Below are 12254 nucleotides of genomic sequence, written 5' to 3'. Positions count from 1 at the left end.
ATGACGGCCATAAGACGCAAGTTCCCGACCCTCGCCGTCAACCAGCAGCTCGGGCCGCTGGCGGCGCGCCTGGCGGATCTGGTGGACGCCGGTGGCGGCACCCCGTGCACCCGTCAGGCGGGCACCGCTGGCTCTGGTCCCGGGCTGTGGCTGTCCGACTCGGTGGCCGACCGGCGGCAGGCTGCCGAGCTGTGCCGTGGCTGCCCGATCCTCACCCCGTGCCGTGAGGCCGGGCAGTCCGAGCGCTGGGGTGTGTGGGGCGGTCGGGACCGGACGCCGACCACGAACCAAGGGGCTGCTGACACGTCTGACGAACCGGCCTCACCTGATCTGCAATCAAGCGGCCCGGCGGCGTTCCCCGTTGTCAGCGCGATATCCGCGCCCGGTGGTCACAAACACGGTCACAGCGGGGTCGGAATACCCCCGAAACGTCGCGTTCTCGGGGGCCAGACGAAAGGGAAGACACCATGACCACGACAGCCCGAGGCCGGGCCGAGAACACACCCCAGATGGCCCGCCTACTGGCCGAGCCGTGCCCGGTCCACGACGTACCGGTCGGGGTGCCCTGCTGGTTCATCGGCGACCGCGCCGGGGGTAGCAGTGGGGTATGCGGTGCTCGGATTCACGAAGCCATTGCCGCCCCCAACCGCCTGGCAGCGGACGCCGCCCTCGTCCGCTTCGAGCGCGACGCCGAGCAGGTGGCCGAGGCGCACCGCCGCCGAAAGGAGATCGAGCGGCAGTTGGCCATGACCCAACACCGCCACCGCCACCCGAATCGCAAGAAGTGACCGACCCTACGAAAGGCATGACCATGACGAACACGACCAGCACGACGACTACGACCACTGCCACCACGTCGGCGATCCCCTGCGGCGTCTGTGGCGTCGGGGTGATCGAGCCCACCCAGACCACCGAGAGGAAGGTGCCTGCGCCGAACAGTGCCTTCGAGTTGACCCGACCCGTGGACCACCCGGTTGCACCGGTGCGGTTCGTCCACACGGGGACGTTTGCCACGTGTGCCGAGTGCAGCGCCCGGCACAAGGTGGCCGAGGAGATCGTGCACCGGCACCCGGTCCTGATCAACCAGTTGGGCAACGTCGCCGTGAAGGCGGTGGCCGGTGCCCTGGACGCGCTGGCGGCAGCCGGGCATCCGGACGCCTACCAACAGCACGTCGATACGCCGGGGTCGGTCATCCAACTGATCCGCCGGTTCGAGCCGGTGCGGCAGGCGGTCCGGTTCGACAGCCGGGACGCCGACGCCGACGCGGTGACCGCCAGCACCACCCAGACGCCCACTCCACGGGGCTCTGCGACGGCATGGGAGCACTTGAAGACCGGGGAGGAGGCCGACACCCGCACCACGCTCCGCAAGGCCTATGCGGGCCTGTTGGACCGTGCCGTTGCCCGGTCCCGGCCCGCCGCCCGGATCGCGCCGCCGGACGGTGGCGGGTGCCTGTTCTGCGGTATCGGCGCTGTCGAGATGGCCGCGGTCACCGTGTCGGATCTGGGCGGCGTGGCCGAGGTTCGCTCCAAGGTGTGGCGGTCGGTGTCGGCCCCGCCGCTGCTCATCGGCGGGCGGGTCACCGCACCGAAGATCAAGGGGCACACCTGCCCGGAGTGCTCGAAGGCGCTGGACAGCGCCGGGGCGATGGGTCACGGGGCGATGCAGCGCAGCTTCGTGAAGGCCATGCAGAAGGCGGGGCGAGCCGACGACCTGCCCGCTCTGGTGGCCAGCGGATATCAGGATCTTGAAGGGCTGGTCGCCTGGGCTGTGAGTGGCAACAGGAAGCCGAACCGCAAGCCGTGGGCGCACCTCCGATTGGACGGGGCGAAGTGACATCCCCGGCCAACGGCCCCGGGCATGGCGGCCCGGCCAGCGGAGCACCGCCACGCCCGCCCTGGCCGACGACACACGGGGCGAAGTCGAAACGGGTCTATCAGCCGCTCGCCGAGCAACTGGCTGCCGGGGTGCTGGCTGACCGCCCCGACCTGGCCCCGTACCCCGACGCGGTGAGCGCGTGGGCCGAGGCCGAAGCGTCGTGTGTGCTGCTGCGGCGCTTTCACGCCGAGCACGGGTTGATCGACGACAAGGGGCACCCGCGACCCTCGACCAAGCTGGCGAACGTCCTGGAGACGCGCGCGGCCAACCTGCGCTCGCGGCTGGGGCTGGACCCCATCGCCGAGGTGCAGTTGGCCCAGGCACGTGCCGAGGTGACTTCCCTCGGTGTGCACACCGGGCTAGCCATGCTCGCCGCCCAAGGCCGCGAGGCGCTGGCGGCCCGCGACGCTGCCGGGATCGAGCCGCCGCGGGACCTGGCCGGGGAACTGCTAGCAGCGGTTCAGGACGCGGACCGGGGCGAGTGGGGGAGCGGTGCCCTGGACCAGCAGGCAGCCCACCGCCTGGAGGCGATGCAGCCCGCACCACCGCACGACGATGACAGCACCGACCCCGGAAGGTCTGACGATGACGATGACACCCAACACTGACCCGCTCGACCTGCTGGCCGGGCTGTTGATGGACGACGGCAAGGCGTGGGGACACGTCGCCACCGAGTGGCAGCGCGCCGACGCGGCGGCGATCCTCACCACCGACCCGGCAGCGCCGCGGCTGCACTTCCTCACCCGTCCCCGTGGCGGCTCGAAGACAACCGACCTGGCAGGCATCGGCCTGGTGGTGCTGCTGAGCCAAGCACCGGCCAACTCGGTCAGCCACGCCTACGCCCGCGACCGAGACCAAGCGGGGTTGCTGCTGGACGCCTTGCGCGGCCTGGCGAACCGTTCCGGGCTGGCCCCGCTGCTGGATATCGGCGCATGGTCGGTAACCGTCCGATCCACGGGTGCCCGGCTGATGATCGAGCCTGCCGACGCAGCCAGCGCACATGGACACCTGCCCTATCTGGTGATCGTGGACGAGCTGGCCCAGTGGCCCGGCACCCGTGGCTCACAGTCGTTGTGGCAGGGCATCGTGTCCGGCCTGCCCAAGCGCTCGGACAGTCGGCTTGTCTGCCTCACCACCGCGGGCGACCCAGCGCACTTCGCCCACAAGATCGCCGCCACCGCCCGCACGTCGGACCGCTGGCGGGTGTCCGAGGTGCCCGGCCCGTTGCCGTGGGCCGACCCCGACGACCTGGCCGAGCAGCGTCGGCTACTCCCGGCGTCGGTCTATGCCCGGCTGCACCTGAACCGCTGGACCGCTGGCGAGGATCGGTTGGTCGCACCCGACGACCTGGCGGCGTGCGTCACGCTGGACGGCCCGCTGAGCCCCGACCCGAGCCGGGATTACGTGATCGGCCTGGACCTTGGCCTGAAGGGTGACCGCACCGTGTTGACGGTCTGCCACCTGGACCGCGCCGACCCCACCGCGCCGGTGGTGGTGCTCGACCGTATCCACGTCATGGCGGGCACCCGAGCGGCCCCGGTCCAGCTGGCCGACGTGGAGCGCGTCGCCATGCAGGCCGCCACCGACTACCGGGCACCGATCCGCCTCGACCCCTGGCAGGCCGTGGGGCTGGCGCAGCGGCTGCGGGTCAGGGGTGTGACGGTGCAGGAATGGAACTTCACTCCCGGCTCGGTCGGTCGGCTCGCAATGAACCTCCACATGCTGCTGCGTGAGCACCGCATGGCCCTGCCCGACGACGCCGACCTACTGGACGAGCTGGCCAACGTCCGGCTGAGGGAGACCACGCCGGGAGTGTTCCGCCTGGACCACGACTCGGGCCACCACGATGACCGGGCGGTCAGCCTCGGCCTGGCGGCCCTGGCCCTGATTGAGCGGGCTACTGGCGGGGCGCGGATCACCAACCCCGGCCGGTCGGGGCGGAAGGTCGCTCAAACGATCCGCGACGACCGCGCACGGCTGCCGATCCGGCAGCGGCTGCGGCAGGCCCAACGCAGCGGGCCGCGTGGGCTGTCGGCGATCCTGATACCCGGGTCGGCCAACGATCCCAGCACCATGCGTAGGGAATAGGTCCGAGATGTGGGTGCTGAGGCGTACTCTCGAAGGAAGGTGATCGGAGGGTCACGAAATGGTCGACCAACTACGACAAACCCCAGCACATCGGCATAATGACGGGCATGATCCCACCTCTCGGCCCGCATGGGCGCTTGCCAAGAGGGAGACACCGCGGGGAACTTGGTGAGGTTGCCGCCATGTTCGTAAGTGATCCACGGTATGCCCACAGCACCACTCGTCAGGGGATTTGGGACGATTTCGTCATTCTCCTAGAGGCCTTGGAGCCGTACGCAATCATGGAGGAGGTCTGGATCAGCGGAAGCTTCCTGACCGAGAAGGAGAATCCTGGTGACTTGGATCTGACGTTCCTGATGAACGTCGAGAAGTATCAGGGAGATGTGGCTGCTCAGGTAGCCCATTTCTTGGATGCGGGGCGAAGGCTCGGCACTTTAGACGTGTACGTAATCCCGTGGGTGTCGGAGGGGCAGGCTACCTTCTCGGCAGTCGAGGAATACCGAAGAGCGCGAGGGTACTGGGACGACTGGTGGCAGCGAGATCGTGACGCTTGTGGTCGCGCGGAGGCGCACCACAATGCACTTCCGAAGCGCGGCTATGTTGAGGTGAAGCTCAATGACTATCTCTGACGCTCAACGACGGCTGTTGGAACGCGCTGGGATGCAGGATGTGGCCCCTGGGCAGGTGCCCAGCGCCTCCGACTTAGCCCGAGACTCTGTGGAGCGGATGGTTTCGCAGGTTCACGGTACTGCGCGTGTGTTGGGGTCCAAAGGCTGGCTTCATCTCACTGGCACCGGAGTGCAGCGACATGAAGCGCGTATCGCTGCTGTGGGTGGGCTTTTCGCGTCACTGCAATCGGTTGTGGATTCAATCGGTGCCAATCTGATGAAGCTGACGAGCAAGACTCGCCTGCCCGCGACACTCACGGACCGCACCGCACTGAGGGTCGAGGCTCCGTCTCCCGGTTCCTTGGTTTTCCGGGTTCGTCCCGAGAAGGATGGCTTGGAAGAAACGCACCCTGGAGGTGAATCGCTATTCGGCTTTGAGGAAGCGACGTCACTTGCGGATCGTGCGATGGCTGAGCTAGTTGACCTCTTGAAGACGGTAGATGCGCAAGCGCCCGTGCAAGAGATGTCTCTCCAACGCTTGCGCCCCTTGGGGACCAGAGTGGCCACTTCGCTGCGGGGGTTCGCTGAACGCGTCGACAAGGGCGGATTCGATGTGGGGTTGCGGTGGGAGCCGCCGGGGTTCCCGACTGTCGAAACGCTGTTTACGGCCGACGAGGCGCGCTCTCTGGCAGCCTCTATCAGAGCACACGATCTTGAAACTACCGAGGATGTGATTGTCGGGACGGTTAAAACGTCCTCGGCCTCCAAGATGCTAGAAGTGGAGGGACAGTCCCAAGCTGAGGAGAGGGTTTTCAGTATCTCTCGTGGCGCGCTCTCCGACGCAGACATTCACAACGCTGCAGTGTTCAGCCGAGTGAGGGTCGTCGTTGAAGTCACGATGACGGAGTTGCCCGGAGGGGAAACCAAGGCGGAGTACGTGGCCAAGACTTTGGAAGTTCTCCCTGGTGGCGAGAATCCTTCGCTCTCAATCTAGGAAATGAGCACAGGTAGAAATGAGAATCTGGATCAGGTGAAGCTCTCCGACCTTCCGAGGTCAGGATTCTTCCGCGGGTGGTACTGGGGGTAGGAGTTATCCACAGGATGATGGATCGGTAATATCTGAGCATGGGACCTGAGAAGCCATCGCTGCAAGAGCGCTTGGCAGCGAAGCAAGCCAAACTGGAAGCGAAACGAGCCGACAGCGAGGCGAAGTATCAGGCCGCGAAGGCGAAGCGCGCCGAGGACGCGGCCGCGGCGAAGGCGAAGCGAGTCGAAGAGGCCGAAGCCCGGAAGGCCCAGGATCGCGCGAAAATGGCAGCGCTGCGTGCACAGCATGCTGAAGCCCGTGAGGCGAGGCGTCAGGCTGACCCGGCAGCCGACTTGAAGGCTGCAGCTAAGGCAGCTGCGAAGGCTGAACAGAAGGCTGATCGTCAGGCCCGCGCGAAACTACCGACTGGGACGTTCGACAAGCTGCGCCTCTCGGGTGGGGTGTTGCATCAGGGAATATTGAAGAGTTGGCCGGCTGCAGAGTGCAGCGCGTCGGTTGAGTCGGGGTCCGCATTGCAGGAGCGAATGACGGCGACCCGGGTTATTGCTGGCGCGGTGCTGGCAGGCGGACTGGGGGCGGTGATCGGTGCCATGGCGAAGAAGAAGAGTGGCGGGGAAATGTTCCTTGTCATCGAGGTTCCCGGGGATGCGATCGTCTTGGAAGTGGCGCCGAAGCAGTTGAAAGATGCGCATCGGTTTGTGGCTGCGGTGAATGCGTCGGTGTGAAGGGGCAATGGCCTCTCAGTACCCGATGGTCACGGCACTGGTCACAACGTGGTCACAAACCGCGACGGATCAAGCGAGATCAAGCGATACGAAGCGGGATCAATCCCACGCGTACCGCAGAGAATCAACCCACAACGGGACCAAGCTGCACACTTCCTACCCTCTTTGAATCAGGATAAGCGACGTAGGTTCGACTCCTACCCGGGGAGCTGGACTTCGGTCCGACTACGGCAAATGCCGGTCCCCCGTTCCGGGCGGGACCGGCATTTTGCATCTGCGGACTGGGTTGCCCCGGACCCTCGTTCCCGCTCGCGGGCCTGACCTTCGAGCCTGCCCCTGCTGTAACCGGCCTGGTTTTGGGTCGGCGCGATGCCCACGTGGATGGTGGCGCGAAATTGGGCTGGTTGCAGCAGGGGAGCGGCCGGAGTTGCAGCGCCGGCCCTGCCATTCTCGCCGCCTTGACCTACGAAGGCGCTGAGCTGGCCGGCGCGACCATATTGGTCATACCAACCCGCTCAGCGCCCTCTTGGGTCACGCGTGGTCAGCGTCCGGTGTCCGGCAGGGCGCTCGGCACCTTGCCGGCACCCGCCGGGGTCACCACCAGGTGAGCCTCGGCGGTGGCCGAGTCACCGGCAACACGCACCAGGTGGGTACCGGTGGCGAAGTCGGCCGGTACCCACCAGGTCACCGTGGCCACGCCGTTGGCGTCGGCGGTGACGGCCGGCAGCTCGACCGGATCGGAGTGCACCGAGAAGACCACCGATTCACCGGGGGCGAAGCCGCTCGCGGTGAAGGTGACCGACGCACCCTGGGCCACCCGGCCCGGCTTCACGGTCAGGGTCGGCGCCACGACCTCGTCACCCGGGGTGTCGGGATCGGTCGGCTGTTCGGGGTCACCGGGGTCACCCGGCTTCTCCGGATCAGACGGGTTCTCCGGGTCGCTCGGCTCCTCTGGGTCGCTCGGCTCCTCGGGATCGGTCGGGTCCTCCGGGTCGGTGGCCGAATCCACCGCCACCCGGACGTTGTCGATCGCCCAGAACCAGTTGTTGCCCGCATCGAAGTAACGGAACTCGAAGCGCACCGCGGCAGCACCCTCGGGGGCCTCGATCTCCTTCACCACGGTGGCGTCGGGCACATGCTCACCGGCATTGTCGGCACCCTGTGGTCCGTAATCGAGGATCACCTTCCGCGCGACCTCATTGCCCTCGGCATCGGTGTGCACCGCGCTCACCTGGGCCCGCTGGGGGCTCTCATCCTGGTAGTGGCTGTCGAAGGTCAGCTCGTGGACGTCCCCGGCCGCGGCCGGGATCTGCGGGGTGGTCAGGGTCGAGTCGAACTTGCTGTTCCGGGCCGGGGAGCCGGTGTCGTCCCACTCGTCGGAGTCGGCGACCGCGAAGACGTTGTGCGCCTTGGAGAAGCCGGAGCGGCCCTGATCCTCGGCGGCGACCCAGAAGTCGAGGTTGGTGAAGCTCCAGCCCTGCCATTCCTCGGTGCCCTGGGCCATCTCCTCGGCCAGGGTGCGTTCCCAGCCCTCCGGCGGCTGATGGGTGAACCCGAGCACGGAGATGTTCTCGTCCACGGCCGGACCCAACGTGGCGGCCAACCGGTCGAAGGACTCACCGTAGACGTAGCCCACATAGAGCAGGTTGGTCAGCGAGCCGAGATCCTCGTCCTGCTCGTTGGTGGCCGACGAGGTGATCGTGCTGGTCGTCTTCTCCGACCCGCCGGTCACGGTGAACTCGGCGGTCGCCCGACCGCCGGCCGGCACGGTGACGGTGGCAGTGGTTTCGGTGAAGGTGGCTCCGGTGCCGCTGTCCACGGTCACCACCACCTCGTGATCGACGTCGTCGGCGTTGGTCAGCGCCACCTTGTGGGTGGTCGTGCCACCCAGTTCGACAGCCTGCTGTTCGGTCCAGGCGTCGGCGATCTCCACCGGGTCGGTGCCATAGGTCGTGCGCAGCGGTTCGCTCTCGTTGAAGTACGCGTCCACCGCGACCACCTCAATGTCGTACTGCGCGCCGGGCAGCAGCCGGTCCAGCTCCCAGGTGTGGCTGGTCGGCACCGGACGCTTCCAGTACTCCGAGGAGACCTTGAGTTCCCGATCGACCTTGCCGGTCGCCCGGTTACGGGCCCGGAGGTAGTAGCCGTTGATGAAGTCGCTGTTGTCGGTGGCGATGTCCCAGGTCACCTCGACCGCGGTGCCCGAGGCACGCTGCACCGAGATCTCGGCGCCGGAATCGAAGACCGGCGCGACCTGGTCGCGATCGTCGGTGTAGGTGAAGGTGTTCTTGTCGATGGGCAGCGGAATGACCCACTCCTCACCGAACCACTCGTCGCGGGTGATGTCGCGTCGCTTGATCACGATCTTGTCGGCGAAGACCTCGACACCGAGGCCCTGGGCGAGGGTGTCGGTGCCGGGCGGGAACCCACCCTGGGCCCACATCTTCTCCATCTCCAGGTAGTACAGGCCGATGCCGGTGTTCAGCGCGGTGAAGTCGCCCTGCCAGATATTGCGCGGGTTCTCACCGGGGTAGTGGGAGTGCCCCGAGAAGGTGATCACCTGCGGGTACTCGGCCAGGGCCGCGTGGAAGGCGGGGTTGTTGGTGCCCCACTCGCCCTTCTCCGAGCCGTACACGGTGTCCTGCAGCGGATAGTGGAAGAACACGAAGATCGGCTTGTCGGGGGCATCGGCGGCCGCGGCGGCCAGTTCCCGCTTCAGGTAGCCGACCTCCGTCAGGCCCATGTCCCACCCGATGCCGATGAAATGGAAGCCGTTGTAGGTCTTGTGCATCAGTGGGCCGTCCTGGCCCATGTAGGTGTTGAACCGCTCCACCGCACCGGCGCGTCCCTGGTCGAACTCGTGGTTGCCCATGGTGAGGAACTGCGGAACGTCCTTGGCGGGGCTTTCGGCCATCACCCGCTGGTACTTCTCCATCTCGGACTGCCTGCCGTGGGTCAGGTCACCGACCCCGGCGACCACGTCCAGACGGGGCATCTCACGTTCGAACTGCACCATGGCTCGGGCCAGGTTGTTCGCGGTCTTGTCTCCGGAGTTGATGTGCACATCGGAGATCACGGGAAAACTCAGCAACGGTTCCGGCTCCGGTTCGGCGTGGGCAGCCCAAGAGCTGCCGAGCACCAAGGAGAGAGCCAGTCCCGCCACCGCGAGCGACAAGCGCTTCATGGGGTGGGCCTTTCGGTTGTCGGGGGTGGATGAAACCTTTGACAACCTAGGCAGGCTGCTGGCCGGACGGCGGGGAGTTCCGTGACGAGCGGGCAACGGTTGGGTGAACAGACGCCACAGCTGGTACACCCATTCGGGTGCGGGTGGCCGACCGGCCACCGAGCGGATGATTTACGCTACCCGGGAGGGCCACCGATCGTTTGAGGAGCCACACTCATGTCACAGGCACCTGTTGCCGCCGTTGTCGTTCTGGCCGCGGGTGGGGGAACCCGCATGAAATCGCGGCGTTCCAAGCTGCTCCACGAGGTGTGTGGGCATTCGATGCTGTCCTACGCCGTGGACGCGGCCCGGTCGGCCGAACCGCAGCATCTGGTGGTGGTGGTCGGGCACCAGCGGGAACAGGTGCTGGAACACCTGGAAGACATCGCCGGAGATTGCCGTACCGCGGTGCAGGAGGAGCAACTCGGCACCGGCCACGCCGTCGAGTGCGGGCTCGCCGACCTGCCCGATCTCGAGGGTGAGGTCGTGGTCACCTACGGCGATGTGCCGATGTTGACCGGTGAGACGATCACCGAATTGGTGGCCCACCACCGCGAACATGCCGACCAGGTGACCGTGCTGACCGCCGAGGTGAGCGACCCGACCGGGTACGGACGGGTGGTGCGCGACGAGGAGGGCAATGTCGCGCGGATCGTGGAACACCGAGATGCCACCGATGACGAACGACGGATCACCGAGATCAACTCCGGCATCTACGTCTTCGATGCGGGCGTGCTGCGGGCCGGTCTGGCCGAGATGAAGCCCGACAACGACCAGGGTGAGCTCTACCTGACCGATGTGATCGGTTACGCCCGCCGCACCGGGGGCCGGGTCGGCGCCCACGTGATCGACGATGTGTGGCAGACCGAGGGAGTCAACGACCGCGTCCAACTGGCCCGGATGAACGCCGAGGTGAACCGGCGCAATGTCGAACGCGCGATGCGCAACGGGGTGACCGTGGTCGACCCGGCCACCACCTGGATCCACAGCGAGGTCGACTTCGGCCAGGACGTGACGATTCTGCCCGACACCCAACTGCTCGGCGCCACCTCGATCGCCGACGGGGCAACCATCGGCCCGGCCACCACCTTGCAGGACTGTGAGGTGGGGGAGGGCGCCCAGGTGGTGCGCAGCCATTGCCTGTTCGCGATGATCGGGCCCTTCGCCCAGGTCGGCCCCTTCTCCTACCTGCGTCCGAACACCGTGGTGGGCGTCCAGGGCAAGGTCGGGGCCTTCGTGGAGACCAAGAACACCAAGATCGGGGACGGCGCCAAGGTGCCGCACCTCACCTATGCCGGCGATGCCGAGATCGGCGAGGGCGCCAATATCGGCGCGGGCACGATTTTCGCCAACTACGACGGGGTCACCAAGTCGCGCACCGTGGTCGGCAAACACTCCTTCGTCGGCTCCGACTCGGTGCTGGTGGCACCGCTCACGATTGCCGACGGATCCTATGTGGCCGCCGGTTCGGCGGTCACCGACGATGTTGCACCGGGGGAGTTGGCGGTCGCCCGGGGGCATCAGCGTAATGTTGCCGGTTGGGTGTCTCGGCGACGGGCCGGCACCGCCACCGAACAAGCCGCCTTGGCTGCCGAGAAGGCTGGGAAGGACACGGAGTGAGTGGATTCAAGCGCCCCATCGAGCGACATCTGATGTTGTTCTCGGGGCGGGCATATCCCGAATTGGCCGAAGAAGTCGCCGAGTTGATGGAGACCGAGTTGGTGCCCACCCGGGCGCTGAGCTACGCCAACTCGGAGATCTACGTACGCTTCGAGGAATCGGTTCGCGGATGTGACGCCTACGTCATCCAGTCGCACTGTGCCCCGGTCAACGAGTGGCTGATGGAGCAACTGATCATGGTCGACGCCCTGAAGCGGGCCTCGGCCAAGCGGATCACCGTCGTCGCCCCGTTCTACCCCTACGCCCGCCAGGACAAGAAGCACGCCGGCCGTGAACCGGTCTCGGCCCGGCTGGTGGCCGACCTGTACAAGACCGCCGGTGCGGACCGGATCATGTCGGTCGATCTGCACGCGGCCCAGATCCAGGGCTTCTTCGACGGCCCGGTCGACCACCTGTGGTCGATGCCGGTACTGACCGATTACGTGGGCCGCAAGTACGCCCAGGACAACAACCTCACCGTGGTCTCGCCCGACGCCGGACGGGTGCGGGTCGCCGACATGTGGACCGACCGGCTGGATGCGCCCCTGGCCATCATCCACAAGCGTCGCGACCCGAACGTCGCCAATGAGGTCGAGGTGCACGAGGTGGTCGGTGAGGTCGAGGGCCGGGTCTGCCTGCTCGTCGACGACATGATCGACACCGCCGGCACCATCTGCCAGGCGGCCGAGGCGCTGAAGGCCCACGGTGCGAAGACCGTGATCGCCGCGGCCACCCACCCGGTGCTGTCGGGGCCGGCCGCGCAGCGGTTGAACGACTCGCCCTTCGAAGAGGTCATCGTCACCAATACCCTGCCGATCAACACCGACGTGGAGATCCGCAATCTCACGGTGCTGTCGATCGCCCCGCTGATCGCCGCGGCGATCCATGAGGTTTTCGAGGACGGTTCGGTCACCAGCCTCTTCGACGGCCAGCCCTGAGCCACGTTTGGGGCCGGGGCGACCGGTCGGCTAACATGACCGGGTTGCCTCGGCGAGGGGCCGCCTGCGCGGCCCGTTATCGACAG

At 66.8% G+C, this 12254-nt stretch carries 11 protein-coding genes; 10 read left to right on the top strand and 1 reads right to left on the bottom strand.

The genetic code is table 11. The features are described from left to right. The 8 genes from ACR4XW_RS04500 (at position 1) to ACR4XW_RS04465 (ending at position 6348) form a co-directional block, all read left to right on the top strand. A complete protein-coding gene (locus tag ACR4XW_RS04500; protein WP_434759306.1) occupies positions 1-471 on the top strand; it encodes a WhiB family transcriptional regulator in 471 nt (156 codons plus the stop codon). Beyond that, positions 468-788: a hypothetical protein gene (locus ACR4XW_RS04495; protein WP_434759305.1), complete on the top strand. Its 321-nt coding sequence runs from the start codon at positions 468-470 to the stop codon at positions 786-788. The genes ACR4XW_RS04500 and ACR4XW_RS04495 overlap by 4 nt, the downstream gene beginning before the upstream one ends. 23 nt (positions 789-811) lie before the next feature. After that, positions 812-1837, top strand: a complete 1026-nt coding sequence (locus tag ACR4XW_RS04490; protein ID WP_434759304.1) for a hypothetical protein — start codon at positions 812-814, stop codon at positions 1835-1837. Then, positions 1834-2487, top strand: a complete 654-nt coding sequence (locus ACR4XW_RS04485; RefSeq protein WP_434759303.1) for a hypothetical protein — start codon at positions 1834-1836, stop codon at positions 2485-2487. The genes ACR4XW_RS04490 and ACR4XW_RS04485 overlap by 4 nt, the downstream gene beginning before the upstream one ends. Then, a complete protein-coding gene (locus ACR4XW_RS04480; RefSeq protein ID WP_434759302.1) occupies positions 2471-3967 on the top strand; it encodes a terminase large subunit domain-containing protein in 1497 nt (498 codons plus the stop codon). The genes ACR4XW_RS04485 and ACR4XW_RS04480 overlap by 17 nt, the downstream gene beginning before the upstream one ends. 107 nt (positions 3968-4074) lie before the next feature. Continuing rightward, positions 4075-4596, top strand: a complete 522-nt coding sequence (locus ACR4XW_RS04475; protein ID WP_434759301.1) for a DUF6932 family protein — start codon at positions 4075-4077, stop codon at positions 4594-4596. 538 nt (positions 4597-5134) lie between these two features. Continuing rightward, on the top strand, positions 5135-5569 hold the full coding sequence (locus tag ACR4XW_RS04470) for a hypothetical protein (protein ID WP_434759300.1): 435 nt from the start codon (positions 5135-5137) through the stop codon (positions 5567-5569). A gap of 131 nt (positions 5570-5700) precedes the next feature. After that, positions 5701-6348 (top strand): hypothetical protein, encoded by a 648-nt coding sequence (locus ACR4XW_RS04465; RefSeq protein ID WP_434759299.1) that lies wholly within the window; start codon positions 5701-5703, stop codon positions 6346-6348. A gap of 541 nt (positions 6349-6889) precedes the next feature. On the opposite strand, the gene ACR4XW_RS04460 is transcribed toward ACR4XW_RS04465, so the two are convergent. Next, entirely contained in the window at positions 6890-9532 is a 2643-nt protein-coding gene (locus tag ACR4XW_RS04460; protein WP_434759298.1) for a metallophosphoesterase, read from the bottom strand. A gap of 216 nt (positions 9533-9748) precedes the next feature. Between ACR4XW_RS04460 and glmU the strand changes: the two genes are divergently transcribed. After that, positions 9749-11191 (top strand): bifunctional UDP-N-acetylglucosamine diphosphorylase/glucosamine-1-phosphate N-acetyltransferase GlmU, encoded by a 1443-nt coding sequence (gene glmU, locus ACR4XW_RS04455; RefSeq protein WP_434759297.1) that lies wholly within the window; start codon positions 9749-9751, stop codon positions 11189-11191. Continuing rightward, positions 11188-12168: a ribose-phosphate diphosphokinase gene (locus tag ACR4XW_RS04450; RefSeq protein ID WP_434759296.1), complete on the top strand. Its 981-nt coding sequence runs from the start codon at positions 11188-11190 to the stop codon at positions 12166-12168. Before glmU ends, ACR4XW_RS04450 begins: the two co-directional genes overlap by 4 nt. Positions 12169-12254: the final 86 nt, after the last annotated feature.

The organism is Pseudenemella bisphenolivorans, assembly GCF_051133435.1.
Classification (GTDB): domain Bacteria; phylum Actinomycetota; class Actinomycetes; order Propionibacteriales; family Propionibacteriaceae; genus JAAYAO01.
The sequence above is the reverse complement of the archived record's forward strand: the minus strand, read 5'-3'. Positions and strand labels throughout refer to the sequence as shown.

Bases quoted from the DNA above. Each gene is read 5' to 3' on its own strand.
- ACR4XW_RS04500 (WP_434759306.1), top strand. From the start codon at position 1: ATGACGGCCATAAGACGCAAGTTCCCGACCCTCGCCGTCAACCAGCAG.
- ACR4XW_RS04495 (WP_434759305.1), top strand. From the start codon at position 468: ATGACCACGACAGCCCGAGGCCGGGCCGAGAACACACCCCAGATGGCC.
- ACR4XW_RS04490 (WP_434759304.1), top strand. From the start codon at position 812: ATGACGAACACGACCAGCACGACGACTACGACCACTGCCACCACGTCG.
- ACR4XW_RS04480 (WP_434759302.1), top strand. From the start codon at position 2,471: ATGACACCCAACACTGACCCGCTCGACCTGCTGGCCGGGCTGTTGATG.
- ACR4XW_RS04475 (WP_434759301.1), top strand. From the start codon at position 4,075: ATGATCCCACCTCTCGGCCCGCATGGGCGCTTGCCAAGAGGGAGACAC.
- ACR4XW_RS04465 (WP_434759299.1), top strand. From the start codon at position 5,701: ATGGGACCTGAGAAGCCATCGCTGCAAGAGCGCTTGGCAGCGAAGCAA.
- ACR4XW_RS04460 (WP_434759298.1), bottom strand. From the start codon at position 9,532: ATGAAGCGCTTGTCGCTCGCGGTGGCGGGACTGGCTCTCTCCTTGGTG.
- glmU (WP_434759297.1), top strand. From the start codon at position 9,749: ATGTCACAGGCACCTGTTGCCGCCGTTGTCGTTCTGGCCGCGGGTGGG.